This is a genomic window from Aetokthonos hydrillicola CCALA 1050 (genome assembly GCF_017591665.1).
GTDB classification, from domain to species: Bacteria; Cyanobacteriota; Cyanobacteriia; order Cyanobacteriales; family Nostocaceae; genus Aetokthonos; species Aetokthonos hydrillicola.
Genome location: NZ_JAAKGC010000010.1, coordinates 55,555 through 74,714 on the forward strand (window position 1 = coordinate 55,555; position 19,160 = coordinate 74,714).

The 19,160-nt window shown below is 40.4% G+C and carries 13 protein-coding genes; 10 read left to right on the forward strand and 3 right to left on the reverse strand.

Annotated features, from left to right (window positions below; all coding sequences use genetic code 11):
* Nucleotides 1-85 precede the first annotated feature (85 nt).
* The 6 genes from G4P69_RS07425 (at nucleotide 86) to G4P69_RS07450 (ending at nucleotide 7,681) form a co-directional block, all read left to right on the forward strand.
* Complete coding sequence (locus G4P69_RS07425) at nucleotides 86-397, forward strand: type II toxin-antitoxin system HicB family antitoxin (protein ID WP_208342037.1); 312 nt, start codon at nucleotides 86-88, stop codon at nucleotides 395-397.
* Nucleotides 394-822, forward strand: a complete 429-nt coding sequence (locus G4P69_RS07430; protein ID WP_208342036.1) for a type II toxin-antitoxin system VapC family toxin — start codon at nucleotides 394-396, stop codon at nucleotides 820-822. Before G4P69_RS07425 ends, G4P69_RS07430 begins: the two co-directional genes overlap by 4 nt.
* A 330-nt stretch (nucleotides 823-1,152) precedes the next feature.
* Entirely contained in the window at nucleotides 1,153-3,789 is a 2,637-nt protein-coding gene (locus G4P69_RS07435) for a CHAT domain-containing protein (RefSeq protein WP_243902413.1), read from the forward strand.
* 206 nt (nucleotides 3,790-3,995) lie between these two features.
* A complete protein-coding gene (locus G4P69_RS07440) occupies nucleotides 3,996-5,726 on the forward strand; it encodes a ShlB/FhaC/HecB family hemolysin secretion/activation protein (RefSeq protein WP_208342035.1) in 1,731 nt (576 codons plus the stop codon).
* A 79-nt stretch (nucleotides 5,727-5,805) separates the two neighbouring features.
* Nucleotides 5,806-6,225, forward strand: a complete 420-nt coding sequence (locus G4P69_RS07445) for a four helix bundle protein (RefSeq protein ID WP_208342034.1) — start codon at nucleotides 5,806-5,808, stop codon at nucleotides 6,223-6,225.
* A 163-nt stretch (nucleotides 6,226-6,388) separates the two neighbouring features.
* Nucleotides 6,389-7,681 carry a sensor histidine kinase gene (locus G4P69_RS07450; RefSeq protein WP_208342033.1) on the forward strand — a complete coding sequence of 431 codons (1,293 nt, stop codon included), beginning with the start codon at nucleotides 6,389-6,391 and terminating at the stop codon, nucleotides 7,679-7,681.
* Between the two features lie 301 nt (nucleotides 7,682-7,982).
* On the opposite strand, the gene G4P69_RS07455 is transcribed toward G4P69_RS07450, so the two are convergent.
* Together G4P69_RS07455 and G4P69_RS07460 are read right to left on the reverse strand one after the other, a co-directional pair.
* Nucleotides 7,983-9,692 (reverse strand): serine/threonine-protein kinase, encoded by a 1,710-nt coding sequence (locus tag G4P69_RS07455; protein WP_310833578.1) that lies wholly within the window; start codon nucleotides 9,690-9,692, stop codon nucleotides 7,983-7,985.
* Nucleotides 9,693-9,809: 117 nt separating this feature from the next.
* Entirely contained in the window at nucleotides 9,810-11,414 is a 1,605-nt protein-coding gene (locus G4P69_RS07460) for a peptide ligase PGM1-related protein (RefSeq protein WP_208348938.1), read from the reverse strand.
* Nucleotides 11,415-11,899: 485 nt separating this feature from the next.
* Between G4P69_RS07460 and G4P69_RS07465 the strand changes: the two genes are divergently transcribed.
* The 3 genes from G4P69_RS07465 (at nucleotide 11,900) to G4P69_RS07475 (ending at nucleotide 16,647) form a co-directional block, all read left to right on the forward strand.
* Entirely contained in the window at nucleotides 11,900-13,621 is a 1,722-nt protein-coding gene (locus G4P69_RS07465) for an alpha-amylase family glycosyl hydrolase (RefSeq protein WP_208348940.1), read from the forward strand.
* A gap of 90 nt (nucleotides 13,622-13,711) precedes the next feature.
* Nucleotides 13,712-13,969, forward strand: coding sequence for a hypothetical protein (locus G4P69_RS07470; protein WP_208348942.1), 258 nt, complete (start codon nucleotides 13,712-13,714; stop codon nucleotides 13,967-13,969).
* Nucleotides 13,970-14,184: 215 nt separating this feature from the next.
* Nucleotides 14,185-16,647: a potassium channel family protein gene (locus G4P69_RS07475; RefSeq protein ID WP_208348952.1), complete on the forward strand. Its 2,463-nt coding sequence runs from the start codon at nucleotides 14,185-14,187 to the stop codon at nucleotides 16,645-16,647.
* On the opposite strand, the gene G4P69_RS07480 is transcribed toward G4P69_RS07475, so the two are convergent.
* Nucleotides 16,640-17,410 carry a 2OG-Fe(II) oxygenase gene (locus tag G4P69_RS07480; protein ID WP_208346185.1) on the reverse strand — a complete coding sequence of 257 codons (771 nt, stop codon included), beginning with the start codon at nucleotides 17,408-17,410 and terminating at the stop codon, nucleotides 16,640-16,642. The two genes, G4P69_RS07475 and G4P69_RS07480, sit on opposite strands and share 8 nt — an antisense overlap.
* Before the next feature lie 970 nt (nucleotides 17,411-18,380).
* On the opposite strand from G4P69_RS07480, the gene G4P69_RS07485 reads away from it, so the two are divergent.
* Complete coding sequence (locus tag G4P69_RS07485; protein WP_208348954.1) at nucleotides 18,381-19,136, forward strand: DUF4360 domain-containing protein; 756 nt, start codon at nucleotides 18,381-18,383, stop codon at nucleotides 19,134-19,136.
* Nucleotides 19,137-19,160 lie beyond the last annotated feature (24 nt).

Below are 19,160 nucleotides of genomic sequence, written 5' to 3' on the forward strand. Positions count from 1 at the left end.
AAAAGTGAAAATCAATAGAGTATAGCGCTTAATACATTTGTTGTAAGATCAATGTGAAAATCTTATGATGACCAAAAAATTGACTATGCAATACCAAGTTTTTGTTCAAAGTCACCCAGAGAATAAATTTATTGCTTCCGTTGTTGGTATTCCCAATAGCACAGTCGAAGGTGGTACAAAGGAAGAAGCAATAGCGCTTGCCAAAGCTGCTTTAGAGACCCAACTGGCATCAGGTGAATTAGTTACAATTGAGGTGGGTAAAGAATCCTCGCAGCAGCAAACAGATCCTTGGCTCAAGCATATGGGTATTTTTGCATCAGACCCAACGTATGACGATTTTTTAGCAGAAGTTGCAGCTTATCGACAGCAAGTTTCAGAAGAAGAGGGTTTTGAATGACTTGCTACATAATGGACACAGACCATCTTAGTCTTTACGAACGCGCTCATCCTAAAGTATGCGCTCAAATTATTAGGATACGCCAACATTCTTCTGACAAGCTATTTACAACAGTGGTAAGCCTTGAGGAACAGTATGCCGGGCGCATAGCTCAAATTCGTAAAGCCACTACAGCTAAAGCATTGGTTGGAGCATATGAGAAATTAAAGCAAATCTTCGCTTTGTTTTCAGATTTGGACATTTTAGAGTATAATCTCAAGGCAGATGAATATTTTCGAGAATTGAGAAGAGATGGAATTCGTATTGGCACTTTAGATTTACGAATCGCTGCAATTACTCTTGCTCATGATGGTATTTTATTAAGTAGAAATATCAAAGACTTTGAGAAAGTACCAGGGTTAACTATTCAAGATTGGTCAGTGTAGCCATTGTAAATTTTTTAGTTTGGATGATAAAGCAAGGTTAAATTCAGTGATCAGTTACCAGTTATCAGTGTTCAAGTGCTCAGCGATCGCCTAAGTAGTACATTCTGACTCCTGACTCCTGAATTCTGACTCCTTTTTACATTAATTTCTGTATCAAAAACACTAAAAGTAATTATTTGACTAAAATATTGCACACACTTCGTAATACAATATTTTCACCAGTAAAATCACTGAAAAATAATGAGAAACGCTAAAACTAAACGTCTTAACAGATGTAACAAGCGTTTGCTTTGTATTGGTCTGCGTATGACTATGACAGCTATGCTGTGCATGACATCGACCGGCTTTACTCTAGCATCTAGTAGTCTTCAGTCGGTCGATGTCGTCCGCAGTCAATCAGGGGCATCGCTGGAACGACAAGCACGCAAATTATATAAAGAAGGTAAGTTTTCTGAAGCTGCACAGGTATTTACACAAGCAGCAGAAGCTTACAAAACATCGTCAGATCCTATCCATCAAGCACTGAGTCTCAGCAATTTGTCGCTGTGTTATCAACAACTTGGTCGATGGAAAGACGCTAACGATATAATCGCTAAAAGTATTGCAATATTAAACACTAAAGAAACAACCCCACAAAGATTATCAGCACTTGCACAAGCCCTCAATATCCAAGGTGAATTACAATTAAATACCGGACAAGCTGAAGCTGCGCTAAAATCGTGGGAACGTGTTGCGGATATTTATACTCAACAAAAGCAACCAGCTCGTGTACTCACAAGCCAAATAAATCAAGCTCAAGCTTTACAAAATTTGGGTCTTTATAGACGATCTGCATCACTACTTGCAACTGCATTAAAGTTACCAGCAGATTATATCGATGAACCTAAAAAACTCCAACTATCTCTCAAACTCATTTCTGCTTCTCCAGAAAAAGCGATCGCACTGCGTACCTTAGGAGATTCTCTGCGCGTTGCTGGTAACTTAACTTCAGCACAGATGACTTTACAGCGCAGTTTAGATTTTGCTAAGCAGCTACGTTTACCTAATATAGTTGCACTATCACAACTCAGCCTTGGTAACACCGCAAACGCACAAGCTGATCCTACAACAGCACTCAAATTTTATAAAGAGGCTAGCGCATCATCTCCAAATAATAATATTCGTCTACAAGCAGAACTCAACGAACTTTATTTGCTCGTTGATACAAACCAACAAGATGCAGCAAGAATACTACTGCCACAGTTAAAAGAGCAAATTGAGGCATTACCGCCGTCTCAAACAGCGATTGAAGCGAGGGTAAATCTTGCCAATAGCATTATACAGATGGCAGAGAAAAAACAAGAAGAAAAATCTTTAGAGAAAACCCCCGAAAATCAGGAAATTCTACTAGATGCAGCAAAACTGTTAGCAGTAGCTATTCAACAAGCTAAAGAATTAGGAAATTCTCGACTCGAAGCTGATGCATTGGGAACCCTTGGGAAAGTCTACGAAGACACTCATCAGTGGAAGGAATCAGAAGATCTGACTCAGAAAGCGGTTCAACTAGCACAACAAGTCAACGCTGAGGATCTTGCCTATCGTTGGCAATGGCAATTGGGAAGAGTTGCCAAAGAGCAAGGAAAAACCGAAGTCGCGATCGCAGCTTATAAAGAAGCTATCAATAATATTAAATCCTTACGGGCAGACTTAGCAGGAGCAAATCCTGATTTGCAGTTTTCTTTCGGGAAATCAGTTGAGCCAATACACCGTGAACTCGTCGAGTTGCTAATAACAGGAAATCAAAAGGATCAAGATCATCTCAAAACAGCGCGAGATGTTATTGAAGGATTACAATTAGTAGAACTTGATAACTTCTTTAGACAAGCTTGTCTCAATGCTCAACCAGAACAAATAGACCGTGTTGATAAACGAGCAGCAGTTATTTATCCGATTATTTTAAAAGACCAACTAGCCATAATTACCAGCTTACCTAAATCTGGACAAAATTCTCAAGGGAAAGCAAATAAAGCAACAGAGACAGATAAGCGTGAGTTTCATTACTACACAACTAAAATTAGTAAAAACGATGTTGATAAGTTAGCAACACGTTTGCGGAATAACCTTAACCAAGCGAATACATCTGATTTAGTCAAACCTCTATTTCAACAGATGTACGATTTAATAATCGCACCTCAAGCAGCAGACCTCAAGAACAGTAAAGTTGAAACATTAGTATTTGTTTTAGATGGTACTCTGCGTAGTGTTCCAATGGCAGGACTATATGATCAACAAGAGAAAAAGTACCTCATTGAGAAATATAGCATTGCTCTCACACCAGGACTACAATTACTCGCACCGCGATCGCGCCCAGAAAAACAACTAGGAGCCTTAGTAGCTGGACTGAGTAAATCTCGTCCTGGTTATCCAGCACTGGATAAAGTAGCAGAAGAAGTTAAAACAATTCAACGCGACATCCCAAGCCAAGTCCTTTTGAACGAAAAATTCACAAACACAGCCTTTCAAAATAAAGTCTCTGGTATTTCTTACCCAATTGTACACTTAGCAACCCACGGTCAATTTGGTTCTACACCAGACCAAACATTTATTGTGACCTGGGATAGTAAAATCAAAGTCAACGAACTCAGCAGCTTGCTCAAAGCAGTCGAACTCTCCCAAGGAAAAGCCCTCGAACTCCTTATTCTCAGTGCATGTGAAACAGCCACTGGTGATGCAAAATCTGCATTAGGATTAGCAGGTATAGCAGTCCGTTCCGGTGCACGTAGCACAGTCGCAACCTTGTGGCGCGTTGATGATGAAGCTTCAGCACAATTAATGATCCAATTCTATGACGAATTGGTGAAAGCGAAAAAAACAGGTACCTCAAAAGCCGAAGCCTTACGTCGCGCTCAACTCGCTATCTTACAAAAATCCCAGTATAAATCCCCATATTACTGGGCTGCTTATGTTTTGCTTGGGAATTGGATTTAATAGGGCATGGGGCATGGGGCATGGGGCATGGGGCATGGGGCATGGGGCATGGGGCATGGGGGATTGTTACTGCTACCCTGCTACCCTGCTCCCTCTGCTCCTCTGACTCCTGACTCCTGACTCCTGACTCCTGACTCCTGACTCCTGACTCCTGACTCCTGACTCCTGACTCCTGACTCCTTTTTTAACAACTACAAAAAAAATACATGAACAAAGTTATTCTCTTGAGATTAGCCTACTTTTACTTAATTGGGTATTTACTGATTCAAACAAGTGATGTTGCAAGAGCACAGATACCACCCTCAAGACTACCACCACCGCAAGATGTTAATCCGCAACTTCCTACACCAGCACCAGCAATACCTTCGCCCTCCCCGAGTCTACCACCGCCAGCAGATCTACTGAAACCACCAATACCCTCCACAACTCCAGAAAAGATTCCTTCTGAAGCGCCCTTAAAAATTAGCGTCAAGCGTTTCGTAGTAGAAGGTAGCACTGCCTTTAATAAAGAGAAGTTAGATGAAGTATTAGCTCCTTTTACGAACAAAACTCTCTCTTTTACTGAACTGTTGCAAGCGCGATCAGCAATCACGGAACTTTACATTAAGAGTGGTTATATCACTTCAGCCGCAGTCCTCCCACCACAAAATTTTACTAGCGGTGTCGTAACAATTAAGGTTATTGAAGGTAAGTTAGAAGCGATTAACATTACGGGGTTGAAAAGACTCGATCAAGATTATGTGCGTAGTCGATTGGCTATAGCTACTCATGCGCCACTCAACACAAAGCGCTTATTAGAAGCATTGCAATTACTACGAATCAATCCCCTGATCAAAAATTTATCTGCTGGGTTGTCATCTGGTACACGTCCAGGTTTAAATGTCCTAGATGTAACCGTGGTAGAAGCAAATACTTTTAACATTCAAGTAGGTCTAGATAATGGTCGTCAACCTAGTGTGGGTAGTTTCCGTCGCCAAGTTCGATTGACACAAGCCAACTTACTAGGAATCGGGGATGGATTAACAGTCGGCTACAACAATACAGACGGTAGTAACGGAGGGGATATTAATTATACCATACCCGTAAATGCTCACAATGGTACTGTGAGGTTAGGTTATAACATTATCTCAAGTAAGATCATAGAGCCGCCTTTTAACCGCATTGATATTGAATCAGACTCTCGCAATTATGAGATCAGCTTCCGTCAGCCAATAAATCAAACTCCCACCCAAGAATTTACTCTAGGTTTAACCGCTTCCCGGTATGAAAATGACACGACTTTACTGGGTATTCCTTATCCTTTGTCACCAGGTGCTAGCAGTAAAGGGAGAACTCGAATTTCAGCGGTGCGGTTTTTTCAAGAATGGACTAAACGTGACAATCAGCAAGTATTTGCAGCGCGATCGCAATTTAATCTAGGCCTTAATCTTCTAAATTCTACAACTAATCGCTCAGCACCAGATAGTCGGTTTTTTAGTTGGCAAGTTCAAGCACAATGGGCTCGCCTATTAGCTCCCGATACATTATTCTTAATACGTGGCGATGCACAAGTTGCAAACCAAGCTCTTGTACCCATAGAACAATTTGCCTTAGGTGGTTTAGGAAGTGTTCGAGGCTATCGTCAAGATCTGCTGCTAGCTGATAACGGCGTATTACTCACAACCGAGTTACGATTACCAATATTTAGGAATCCTAGCTCTGGAACAGTTTTTCATGTTATTCCCTTTGCTGATTTTGGTGCAGTATCGTATAACGGCGGGAGAGCATTTATCAGACAAGATACATTAGCAAGTTTGGGCTTGGGTTTGCAGTTAACTCAGGGCGATCGCCTAAACGCCCGGCTAGATTGGGGTATTCCCTTAATAGGAGTTGCTAATAACAAGAGAACAGTACAAGAAAACGGGCTATATTTTTCGATTACGGCAAATGCTTTTTAGGGGATTGGGGATTGGGGATTGGGTACTGGGTACTGGGGATTGGGGATTGGGGACTAGGAATGAGGGGGATTAGGAAAAGGTGGAGGATAAAGGTTTTGAATCGTTAGAGTTTTATCAAGACAGCTTAAAATTGCTCAAGGCAGCTTATCGACTAGCAGAGAGTTTACCAGATAAAGAACGCTATAACTTAAGCGACCAGTTGCGACGTGCAGCTTGTAGTATTGTACTGAATATAGCCGAAGGCTACGGACGCTATCATTATCTAGACAGGCTACGCTTTATGTATATTGCTCGTGGCTCTTTGGCTGAAACTAAAAGTGCCTTCATCATTGCTGAGACTGTTGGATACTGTTCTACAGAACAATTAAACTGGGTGAGTCAGATTAAAGGACAAATTGAAAAGAGTCTTAATGGTTACTGTCGTTTTATTCGCTCTCAACAACAAGGAGGTGCTGAATACGGAAACCAATATATTCGTGACAAAGAAACTGAAGACTAGGTACTAGCTGCTACGCGCTAGAGATCAGGGACTGAGAAGTAATTCCCAATCCCCAGTCCCCAATCCCCATTCCCCAATCCCCATTCCCAAATTTTTTGCATAAGCTCGATCACGCCAGAAATATAATGGTATTAGCAGGAAGAACACAAAGAGAGTACCTGTCGTGGTTGAAGAACTGTACACCCCGGAACAACTTGATCAAATCCATCAGCAGTTGTGGCAATGCGTTTTGCGATTTGCGAATTTCTCAGCAACTCAAGAACGCAATCGGATTGCGCGAGATTGGCATGATTCGCTGGGAGATGCGCTTACTGCATTAAACTTTCAACTACAATCTGCTATCAAGCTTTGCAAACCTGATCCTAGTCAGGCTCAAGAATTTCTTAAAGAAGCACATCGTTTAGTCACGCTCACAACACAAGAAGTGCGCCGAACTTTAAAACGTTTCCGCAATGACGAAATTGAAAACCAGTCGATAAAAACACTGATTCAATTACTCGTTCATGATTTTGAGAGCATAACAGGGGTTTCGCCTGAGGTTGAGATTAACCTACCCATCACCTTACCATCAGAGCTTGTAACCCCTATTTATAGAATTATCCAAGAAGCTCTCGATAACATCTGTAAGTACGCCCAAGCAACAGCAGTACAAATTGACATTCACACAAATGTAAAATGGGTACATTGCGTTATTCAAGATAATGGTTGTGGGTTCGATCCGCAAAAAATTTCCGGAGGTTACGGATTGCGGGGAATGAAAGAACGAGTTGCAGTGTTACAAGGTCATTTCAAGTTAGAAACTGAACCAAGATACGGCTGTCGCATAACAGTAGACATTCCGATGCAAATACCCAGAAAACCTGAGCAGTATCAGGAACCTTCACTCCCTGAGATGCAAATACCCAGAAAACCTGAGCAGGAGCAGGAAACTTTACTTCCTGAAATACCAACACAGGTATCCCACACACAGATTCACGAAGAAGAATATACAACAATTAGCCTAGACGAACTAGCCGAGATCTTACAAACAGCTTTTTCTCAAGAACAGCTAACTGCCAATCCATATGATGTCCCTTTAAATAATAATGATATGCAGCCCGGTCCCCCAAGTCTAGAGGATATCGAGCCCACTCTCCCATGCCTACAGGAGAATGAGACGGATTATATCAATAACACGCCACTAGATTTCATACATGAGACGGATTATATCGATAACACTCCACTAGACTTCGTACATGAGACGGATTATATCAATAACACTCCCCTAGATTTCATACATGAGAGAGATTATATCAACAACACTCCACTAGACCTCATAAATGAGACGGATTATATCAATAACACTCCACTAGATTTGACATCAGAGTCAAGAGTCACAATTAGTGATTGGCAACCATTAAATCTCAATGAATGGCATAATCTCACATTACAAAAATCAACATTTTTTTGGGATTGAACCTTATTTTTTTAAATTGTAAAACTTTACAATACCAATTTTCTGTGAAGCTGCACATTATTTTTACCCCTCCTAACCTCCCCTTTCCAAGGGGAGGAAAGAAGGCGGTGGTGTTCCAATACTGCTCGGTTAAGCCGAAAATTTAAATTTAATGTAGGTTGGGTTGAGGAACGAAACCCAACATTTATCAGGATTTGTTGGGTAACGCTTATGCGCTCTACCCAACCTACGATTTTCCAAAACCCCGTTTGGAACTCAGTGACGCTATACGATCTGGAGCAAAATTTTAAGTCGAATTTGTTCAACGCCAACCCAATAAGCGTAACCAAGGTACAATCAAATAATAACTAACGCCCAACCAAAAGCTCATAAAGATTCCCATAAAACCAAAAAAAGTAATTGGAATCCACGGCTGATCCCAAGTAGGATTAAGAAAGTTTAATACCTGATTGGGGAATCCAGCAAATATCATTGCAGTGCCAAGTGCTGCGATCACAGCATGAACTATATGATGACTGCGTAAACCTAAACTAAGAGTGAGTAGAGAAACAGCCGCTACAATCATTCCTACCACCCCACTGGTAGCATCTTGTGGTGTTAGCAATTGCAAAACTAAACCACCAAAACCATAGCTGATAATACCCATCAGCGACGCTATTAAGAACCGTCGTTTTTGCCCAAAACCTCCCGCAACCAAAAGCCCCCAAGCAGTTCCCAAACCAGCACCAACAAATAAAAGAATCTCGGAAGCAGAAACATTGTTAGGATTGAGAAAAAGGTAGGGTAACTGACGAGATAAAAATTCCGTAAGTAGGCTGCTTAAGTTTGTTTGAGATGCCAAAACTAAACCAGAGGTTGCACCAAAAGCAGCTCCAAGACCAGTTAGAAACATTGTCCAAACTGTATCTAAACAGGCTATTATAACCTTAAAGATTGCTTTGATGATAAAACGAATAGTTTTACCAATAGCTTTAGTCAAGTTAGTAAAGGCTTGCTTTACACGATTTAAAGCAAGCTGCAACAAGAACTCTAGCTGTGAGAATAATCCTTGCTGAGGAGATGACTGAGCAATTGACTCCAAACTTTTGTGGATGATAGTTGCGCTTGCTGGACGCGATTTTATATCCGGTTGAATCATATCATCCAGCAAATCTGCTAGTTCAGGCTTAACATTTACCTCGTTGCGCCACAGTAATTTTCCTGTGATTGGATGTTCCAAATCTAACACTGATTTGCCTGTTAACATCTCAATCATTGTTCGACCAAGAGCGAAAAAATCTGTTGCTGGTCCAACACTACTCCCAATTAATTGCTCTGGTGGACTGTAGCCAGAAGAGTATAATTTGGTTGAGGAACCTTGAGAACCAAACAATTTAGAACTAAATTGTTTTACCCCACCAAAATCAATGAGTACTAGCTGATCTTGAGCTTGTTTGTTCCCTGGCACTCCCTGATTACCAGCAACCATTGTTGAGGACGATCGCAACATGAGATTTGAAGGTTTAATGTCACGATGAAGAATTTTGCGTCTGTGTAATTCTTGTAAAATATCTACAGCCTGCGTCAACCAGTTCAACACCAAATCTTGCGGACATCCTTGGGGAAATTCCTCAAATACTTCTTCTAATGTTTGACCATTGATTTTTTCCATCACCAGACAAAATATCTTGCGTGATGAGTTCGGATACCACTTCTCTAGATAAAAATATCCATCGGCATCAACTCTAGGGATACCAGGATGTTGTAAACTGCTTAAAACTTTTGCTTCTTGGACAAATAACTCCTGAGCCTTTGGTGAATCCTCCACTAGGACTTTCAGTACTTTTTCTGTTTGTGTCTTTTCATCCCATACAGTATAAATCTCTGCAAATCCCCCCGAACCCAAGCGCTCAAGAGGAGTATAGCGATCTACAAGCTGTAGGGATGCACCACAGCTGCTGCAAAACTTAGCTCCCCAACGTTGAGGATAAGGACGGTGACAATCTGGATTAATGCAGTGAATTGCACGCACTTGAGTCGAATGCAGCCGGTAAAAAAACAAAGGCCTTTGTTGATTGTACACCAGATTAGATCGGGAAGTCTGGTAGCCCCGGTATTTATATCGGGGCAGAAAGATGACATCCAGAGATCAGTAACTGTAACCATCCCAAGTCATCGGGAAAGCAGTTTCGTTTAAGGTCAAAAAATCATTATGACCACTGCTAGTTTCTTCATCGAGGACTTTAATGACTTTGTTGTAAATGTCTTCTGCTTGTTGCGGAGAATCACCTATGCTAGTTAAACCTAGCTTACCAAACTGAGAAAGACAACCCATTAGGTGAAACACTGAGCCTGTTTCGGTTCCGCTATCAAAATGCAGTCTATGATGGGCGATAATATCCATCAAGTCGTTCGGGAGAAGTCCCTGGTAGTGATCTTTGTGTAAGTTGTCAGTGGCAGTGTAGTATTTAGGACGTCCTTGCTGACTGTAAAATAAACCTGTGGAGAGATCGTAACGACCGTTAGTTAATAATTTTAAGGTCATAAGAGGATGAGTGGTACCTCCTTTCCGGAGGTTAATTTCGATCGCGTTAATGTCCCACTTGCCATTACCCTGATCAACAGCGATAAAGTCTACGCCAAATCTTTCTAAAGCTCCTTTTTTCGCTAAATTTCTGCCAATTTTTAAACCTAGTTGTTGTAATTGCAGTCGATAAGCTTCATCAGCAGGAAATCGACAACCCATATATATCTGATGATCTGGTCCCCCTAAGATCTGATCATGGGTTGAGAGAATCTCTACTTCACCATTTGGTGTGATGCGTCCTTGCACACTAGGCGATCGCTTGATTTCTCCTTCCACAAAAGCCTCAACAATTGCGCCTAATTCAGGGATCCGTCCTGAAAAATTTTCCCAAGACTCTTGTTTGGCTTGAAAGCTCATATTCCGCAGGCGATCGCTAATTGCTGTCAACCTTTCGGCAGAAGAACCACCAGGAGGTGCTAAACTTGCTATTGGTCTTAAATCTAGCAGTGCATTTCCTTCTCCAGAAAAGCCTTCATTAAGTTTTACGACCATTCGTTTCAGTGTCGGCTGGCGTTCCCACAACTGAGCAGCTGCTTCTGCCAAATCTAGATCACTCCACACTCTTTCACTACCATCAGGAAGAGGCACTTCACTTTCAGCAAAGATTTGCCGACTACCACTTTTACTTCCCCAAATTTGCAAATCTGGTGCAGCAGCGTATAACGGTACAGCTAATTCTAGAGATAATTTTCCTTCCCATTCCGTGGAATTATAACATATCATGAATGATTTTTCTAACCTTAAGGCGTGGCGAATTCTCTCTACCAAGCGAGGTCGTTCTAAAATCTTTTGAGTCAGAGGTTTTAAAGATGAATCATAAGTAGAAAGTAATAATAAGCGACTGCGAGCGTGAGAAAAAGGAATTCCTGGTAAAAGTTGCAAATAATAATCGATGATGCTCGGGTGCAGTGGCATTGATGTAATATAAATTAACCTTGTCCGGGGATTTTGCAACCGAATTAAAGAAAATAGCAGTCGTTCTTCATAATGCTCGCAGCCTTCTATCTTTTTTAGCTCTCGCTGGTCGATACTCAGAGAAGGAATGACTAAAATATCAGCATCGCTATTATCAAATAGATCAATGGTTTTCCAGCGATCCCGTAGAGTCAACTGAAGATTACGAAAATTATCATTATATTCTATTTTTTTTAAATCTACCGTTTGCATAGTGGTAGCTGCCTTTTTATAATTGCCATATTCTTAATCTTATATATCTTAAAGAGAACTTGTTTGCTACTAGCGTGCAACACTTCTTTTATTTATAGCAGTTCCGTAGATAGGAGAAATAATTTTTATGAATTTTTATGCAAATTAAATCGTATTATAATATAATGTATTCTCAATTAAAAAGCTAATTTATTTATATTTCTAAGGTAATAAATTACAGGACATTATGTCATGACACCCATCGCGTCTGCAACGCTCAAAACCCCAATGCAGCAAAGATTTTGGCAATAAGGATAGCGAATGACTACTGAATATTGAAATAACAACCCATAGCATGAAGTCCTGCTGCTCTGAGCGAGCGCCTAGCATGGCAACGTGATTGGCATAAATTTCAAGCGTTCGAATCTGTGCAAATACCCATAACCTCACAAATTCCTCACATTAATTTTATAGTCTTAAATCAACTCTTAAATTGCACAGTTATAATGAACAACCCAACATGTATTTCTGAACTAAATTTAAATCCCGTACCAGGGAAGAAATATTGGAACTGTGATCGAGAGTGGAGAGAAGAATTTATTTACTTTCTGCTAGTAGATCGCTTTCACGATGATCTTCAACGAACTCCAATCAACACAACAGACAGATCCTCAGGAAAGGGTAGCCCAACGCAGCTGAAAAAATTCTATGGCGGTACGATAAAAGGAATCAAAAATCATCTCGATTATATTCATAATTTAGGCTGTACAGCAATCTGGATAAGTCCGATCTTTGAAAACACTGATGCACCAGATCCCAATGGAGGTAACTACCACGGCTACTCTATTCAAAACTACCTTGGTATCGATCCTCGCTTTGGAACCAAACAGGATTTGATTGATTTGGTTGATGCAGCCCATAATCTAGAGATGCGAGTCTTTCTCGATGTGGTGATCAATCACTCTGGTGATACCTGGTACTACAAAGATGAAGATAACCCAGGAGTTCAACCTTATAAATTTTTCAATGATATACAATTTGAATTTGGTATGTGGAGACGTCCTGATCGCCCAATCCCACAGGAATTAAGAAATCCGAATTACTATCATCGTCGTGGGCGAATTCGTAATTGGGACAGCTATCCAGAATATCAACATGGAGATTTTGAATCCCTAAAAGATTTCAATAACGATGATGATGCCGATGGCTTAAAACTTCAAGAGTATTTAATTAAAGCACACTGCTATTGGATACGGGAAGCCGATATAGATGGATTCCGAATGGATGCCGTTAAACATTTCAGTTCACTAGCCGTTTCTCGCTTTTGTTCAACAATTCGAGAATATGCCTATCGATTAGGCAAACGCTCGTTTTTTCTGTTTGGGGAGCTAATCGCAGGAGATGATACTGTTGATCGCTATATTGGACCAAATACACCAACTAAAATCGGCGATCAAACCGTTTTTTTTGGACTTTCCTCTGTTTTGGATTTTCCACTTTACTGGAGAGTGAGTTCAGTAATCAAAGGGTTCAGCCCTCCTAGTAATTTAATTGATCGCTACGAAGCTTTGAGAAGTGCGGCGCTGAATCGGGGAGAATTAGGACGTTATCGAGTCACATTCCTAGATAATCACGATCAAGTAGGAGCGAATCCCAAACGCCGCTTTGGTGCAGATACACCCGACAAACAAATTATTGCTGGAATGGGCTATCTATTATGTGCTTTAGGAACTGCCTGTATTTACTACGGGACGGAGCAAGGATTTTCCGGTATAGGTGATGATGACGCCTTGATCCGCGAAGCCATGTTTGATCGGGATAATTCCGAGCTTAACGTACTCAACCAGAACTGCATAATTTACCAAGAAATTGCTAAGATTGCTCAAGTTCAACGAAAATTGGAAGCATTACGCTTTGGTCGGATGTACTTTCGGGAGATTTCCGTTAATAGTCGGGACTTTGAATTGCCAAGAACTCATCCCTGCACTCTTGCTTTTTCTAGGCTGTTAGGCTTTCAAGAAGTTTTGGTTGCTTACAACACGTCTACCACATCTGCGCGAGAGGATTATGTCATCGTTGACAGCAGTCTTCATCAGGCAGGAGATGAATTGAGATTCGTCTACGGTGGCGACGGAAGCGTCACTGTTCAAAGCCATCCCGATGTGAGTAATCCGTCTCTGTTTGTACAACTTAATCTTTCACCGATGCAGTTTGTCATCCTGGGGTAAACTTCTCGTTCAACCGTTAGAAGGATGTTTTCGTTCTCAATGGTTGCTATTCTAACAAAGAATACTTAGAATCAACGAATGATAACGACTATGGCATCCACAACACCTCTAAAGGGCACAGAATTAGTAGATTGTGCTAGAGCGAATGCCAAACAGGGAATCGAAACTGCGGCTTATCAATGCGGTTATGGAGAAGATCTTAATACCTTCTCCAGTGAATTGCGGAAAGCTTGTGAAGACATGAATTTGCAAGTGAAGGAACTCACTGAACTGATTACCGATCAGGACATAATCCTGAATATTGGTAAAGGTGAGACTGTTGCTCCAAACTCAGCATCAGAACTATGATGGGTACCTAAATCAGTTAAACTGGTGGGTAGGGAATAGGTAATAGGGGCAAAGGATAGAAGTCTTTAAAGATCAAACTTACGCTTCTTTAATTCCACAAAACCTTATTATCCATTCCCTAGACTCTATCCCCTATACCCCCATCTTAGTTGTTGATGCAGTCAGGGTTTTCGCAATCTGCTGGACAAAACGATATAAGAGAGATCCTAGAGGTGATGAATTCCTTGGTTTTGCCTCAAGGTATCACTGCTATAGCTGAACAAGAGAACGGCTGTCTCTATGTACTATTGGAATCAACTGCTGTACCTGAACAGCAGAAAATGGCTGCATTGGTGAATCTGGCTGTGGGCAGCATAAAAGACGCACCATTCAATCGTGTAAAAGTTTACGGGCGTCAAGCTGGAAATCCATTTACTGATTGGAGCCACGAGATTGGACTAAACTTGAAAAGTAACTCATCAACAACTGCCAATCTTGTAAATAACAAACACAGTCAAATCGGAAAATTTCCAGATAACCAGCCAGCAAATAGAGTTGAAAGATTTATAGTCTGTGGACTGGGGAGTTTGGGACAACATTCTGTTGTGGCTTTGAAAGAATTTGCCCTACAGGAGTTTGAGGTTCATATTACTGCTATTGATCGACAGCAACCAGCAGCTTGGGAGTTTGAGGACTTTCCGAATTCACTAGAAACAAGTTTAATTCTGGGTGATTGCCGTCGCGATAGTGTTTTGCTCAAAGCTGAAATTACTAACTGTCGGGCGATTATTATTGTAACTAGTGATGATAGCGTAAATATTGAAACGGCGATCGCAGCTCGTCGAATCAATCCCAACACCCGGTTAGTCGTCCGCTCTGGTAAACAAAACTTAAATAAACTTCTTGAGCAAAAGTTAGGTAATTTTGTTGCGCTTGATCCCACGGAGCTTCATGCTACTACGTTTGCCGTAGCAGCACTAGGTGGGGAAACTCTCGGCTTTTTTAATGTGGGTACTCACCGATTACGAGTCGTTGAGCATCAGGTAAAATCTGGAGATTACCGTTTTGAGAATTTTCCTGTTTATCGACTGCACAAGAGAAATCAACGCTTATTAAGTTATCCAAAGGCAGCACTCATCAATTCCTTTGAGTTAACTCAACTTAAATTACCTGAGTCTGAAGCTCCTCTAAGAGCCTTTCATCAATGGACTCCAGATACTCGAGTCAAAGAAGGGGATACTATTATTTATATCGAGGAAGTAGAACAGTTTGTAGCTCCTGTCGTCGAGAAACCCAAAACCAAATCTCAATTTAATTGGCGACAACTAGTACAAAAGTTCCAATATTTCGCAAAGCTTGATTGGCGAGAAGGCATAGCATACGCCTGGAATTGGGTTTATCAAGAGCAAACCCGTAGAGTTGTTAGTATCGGTGTGCTTACTGGTTTAATTCTCGGCGTGATTGGATCGGTAGTACTCAAGTTCAATATACCCAATATGTCCTGGCAAGCCGCAATTTCTGATACTATTATCCTGCTGTTGGGAGGTTATGGTGATGTTTTTGGCGGTCTTTCAACGACAGTTCCGCTTCCTTGGTGGGCACAGTTGATTTGCTTGATTATTACAGCGTTCAGTCTGCTATTTATTTTAAGCATTTTAGGACTGATAGCCGATCGCATCATTAGCTCAAGATTTGAATTTTTGCAAAGGCGATCGCCAATTCCGGAAGCGGATCATGTGATATTGGTAGGACTAGGGAGACTGGGAAAGAGAATAGCAACATTGTTACGTGACTTAGGGCAGCCGTTTGTCTGCTTAACTTCCCAAAATGAGCAACAAGACTTTATGCCTCAAGTGCCGATAATTTCCGGCGGTATAGTAAAGGGATTGACGTTAGTAAACCTTCCATATGCTAAAAGCGTGATTATGGTAACCGAGGATCAAATGCTGAACTTGGAGGTAGCGTTAACAGCTCGTGATGTAGCGTCAACTATAAACCGTAACATTGATTTGGTCATTCGCACTTACGACCAGAGGTTTAGTGATCATTTAGCAGGATTGCTTCCTGATATCAAGTCCTTTTGTGCTTACGCCTTATCAGCACAAGCTTTTGTTGGTGCTGCATTTGGGGAAAATATTTTGAGTTTGTTTCGCCTCCAAGATCAGACTGTTTTGGTAACAGAGTATGAAATTGAGGCGAATGATACCTTAAACGGTAAAATTTTAGCAGAGATCGCTTATGGCTATGGGGTCGTACCAGTTTTTTATCAATGTAAGCATGATGATCATACCAAATTGATGCCTTCAGATGATACGCGGTTGTATGTAGGCGATCGCTTGGTTGTTCTTGCGACTATTAACGGTTTACGAAGAATTGAGAGAGGAATCCTTGCTCCCTGTCGTCGTTGGCAATTGCAAGCACTTAAACCCCTTGATCCTAAAGCAATCCACTACGCTGGAGATACATTAACTAATATTTCAGGCTGTAGCTTGAATGATGCTAGAGAGTTCATGAAAAATCTGCCTAGTGTTTTGGGCGTACCTGGTGTGATGGAATTATCCCTCTATGAGCACCAGGCATATAGATTAGTACAAAGACTACGTAAAATCCTACCTGTGCGGCTGGTTTCAGTTAGCCCTTCTGACCCTAACTCTTGTAAGATCTGTATCGATTGGCAAACAGACTGGGTTTTCACTTAACCCTTAACAAACGATTTTTTAACGAAGTTAATGAATTATACAACTCAGTGAATTGCTCCTTGAAAATAAATCCTTGCTCTTGTGAATCCCATTTTGTTAACCTTCTAGGTGGTACTTTGTCAACAGGCTCTTCTTTATAGAAGTTAACAACGATACATTTACGAGTCACATTTTCAGGAAGATTTAGCCTGCTATAACCATGATATGTTGTATCATTTGACAGCATAAAAATACAACGATTAAATGCAGGAGAAATGTCTTGACTTTCTCCGTTCAAACCTGCTCTTAATCGAAGATAGCCGCCATACTCTTGTTGCCAATTTTTGTTTAGATAAATCATGACATTTAGCCGGTGTACCCAATTATCTCGTAGAGGGTGGAGGCTAAAATCTGTGTGCATGTTGAGAAAGCCTTGATCAGTTCCTTGGTGTAAATCACCATAAAACTGAGAATCCATGAATAAATCTTCGCCGGATACCGAACTCACAAATGACCGGAATTGATTAGATAGTAACTCTTGATGAAGTAGGTGAAAAGATTCAGAAATACTACTCCAAAAAGGTAATTCATGTTTATTGGTAAACAAGTAGTGGTGAGAACGATGCATAGATGAATTTTTCGGGAAATCGTTAATCAACGCATTTGCCAGTGATTCATCTAGAAAATTATCTATGACAACATGAGGGAACGGAGTAGCAGTCGCAAACAGTTGTGAAAACGTTTCTACTTCCTTGTAAATATCTGGATTAATGACACAAGGCATACTCAGTCTCTAATTCTTGAGTGGACAATAACTAACTAATGACTGGTAATCACCCTGATAAATGAGCAGTAGTGCATCAAAGAGAAAAATATCCTCAGTACTTATAGTAGTGAGTCAGTTAAATCGCTGAGCTTGGTGGATGGTACATGTTTTTCAGAACCAATCGAATTTTCTTTTCGGGACAAAAAATATTCTACACCAATGTTGTAACAAAATTAAATTTATCAAACAGAGCTCAGGAGGATCCAACGCCGTGGGCGGGGTTCCCGACTCGAGGCGACTGGCGTTCAGGAGTTAGAATAGAATTCATGCTAAATTCTGTAGACGGGTTTAAGACTCCTGCGCTCATCTTCTCACGAGCACAGACGCAAAGCGCACGCTATGCCCGCAGGGCGGCTCTATACAGTCTGTAAATTAAATCAATAACTAGAAATAAATCGACATAAATTTTTTGTTGTAGAAAAAACAGACGATTACGAGTTGCTAGGTGTAATCAGAAGTATCAATAAAAGTCTAAAAATGGTGCCTTTTGTGTAGATAAATACGTCAATTAAACTCCAGTGTTAATTAATGTTGCCGTCACAAGTTCCTCACATTCTTTTCGTAATTTGATACTACGTTCAATAATTTATGAATCCTTCTTGAACTTCAAGAATTGGGGAGAAGCATTATGAACCAACGTAGGTAAATCTGGGCAATGGTTAGAATTTAACCAATATAATACGATATAGAAAGAGCTTGATGCGACATTTTATCTTAGGGTTTTTTGCCTGATTTTTTATCATTTTACATCACCTAACAAGCTGCTTACAAGGTATTAGAATACCAAAAATTAAATACATGTACTGAAGTTTATATAGCATCTATAACAGCCAAAAATGATTTATTATTTTGTTGAGGTGCTGTATAAAATGCATTTTTCTTGATTTTTGATGTAAATTATTTGCATTTAAAAACTCATTTTTAAACTTTGGGATTGTTTAATTTTTGTTTAAAGAATACTATTTCTTTAAAGTTCATAAATTATATTAGTGTGATGTGCATTGTTGAATCATTCCATCGAAGTAAAAGCAATAAATCTATGGAGTTAAATATGAAAATTGTGAGCGCTATTGTTTCTAGCTTGACATTAATAGGCTTAAATTTTGCAGGTTTATCTAAAGTACAGGCTCAACAGCAGGGATTTCAGTTTCAAAAATTTCCCGTTACTCTTTCAGGAAATGGTTGTCCACCAGGATCAGCTGAAGGAATTTTGAATGGAGATACTCTTTCGATCACGTTCTCTAAATTTGAAGCTCAAGCTTTATCTCCTAGCGTGAACTCAAAATCTTGCAATTTGAGGATTGGACTTGATGTGCCATCTGGACTTAATGTTCAACCGATTAACATTAAGTACATTGGATTTGCAGATGTACCTCAAGGAGGCAGTGCGGATCTGAATGTTAAAGTCCTTTTTCAAGGCAAACATGTCGCCACTGATAATGATCCAAATGCTAGTTTTCAGCCTGGATTTTCAAGTACTTGGGAAAAGAATATAGGCATTACTTTAGGTACAATAAATGCATGTGCTAAACCAATTTCTTCAGTTTTTGGTATCAACTCCAATCTGATTGCACGGGCAAAAAAGGTTGCTAAAGATCAAGCAACGCAAATCAGAATTGATACTGTTGACACGACAATTGGACCTGTAATCTACCAAATCAAATTTGCTTTTAATCCTTGTTAGTTATTTATTGTATGGTGCGTTACG

Excerpts from the sequence above, each read along its gene's own strand:
- G4P69_RS07425 (WP_208342037.1), top strand. The coding sequence starts at position 86 with ATGCAATACCAAGTTTTTGTTCAAAGTCACCCAGAGAATAAATTTATT.
- G4P69_RS07430 (WP_208342036.1), top strand. The coding sequence starts at position 394 with ATGACTTGCTACATAATGGACACAGACCATCTTAGTCTTTACGAACGC.
- G4P69_RS07435 (WP_243902413.1), top strand. The coding sequence starts at position 1,153 with ATGACATCGACCGGCTTTACTCTAGCATCTAGTAGTCTTCAGTCGGTC.
- G4P69_RS07440 (WP_208342035.1), top strand. The coding sequence starts at position 3,996 with ATGAACAAAGTTATTCTCTTGAGATTAGCCTACTTTTACTTAATTGGG.
- G4P69_RS07460 (WP_208348938.1), bottom strand. The coding sequence starts at position 11,414 with ATGCAAACGGTAGATTTAAAAAAAATAGAATATAATGATAATTTTCGT.
- G4P69_RS07465 (WP_208348940.1), top strand. The coding sequence starts at position 11,900 with ATGAACAACCCAACATGTATTTCTGAACTAAATTTAAATCCCGTACCA.
- G4P69_RS07470 (WP_208348942.1), top strand. The coding sequence starts at position 13,712 with ATGGCATCCACAACACCTCTAAAGGGCACAGAATTAGTAGATTGTGCT.
- G4P69_RS07475 (WP_208348952.1), top strand. The coding sequence starts at position 14,185 with ATGAATTCCTTGGTTTTGCCTCAAGGTATCACTGCTATAGCTGAACAA.
- G4P69_RS07480 (WP_208346185.1), bottom strand. The coding sequence starts at position 17,410 with ATGCCTTGTGTCATTAATCCAGATATTTACAAGGAAGTAGAAACGTTT.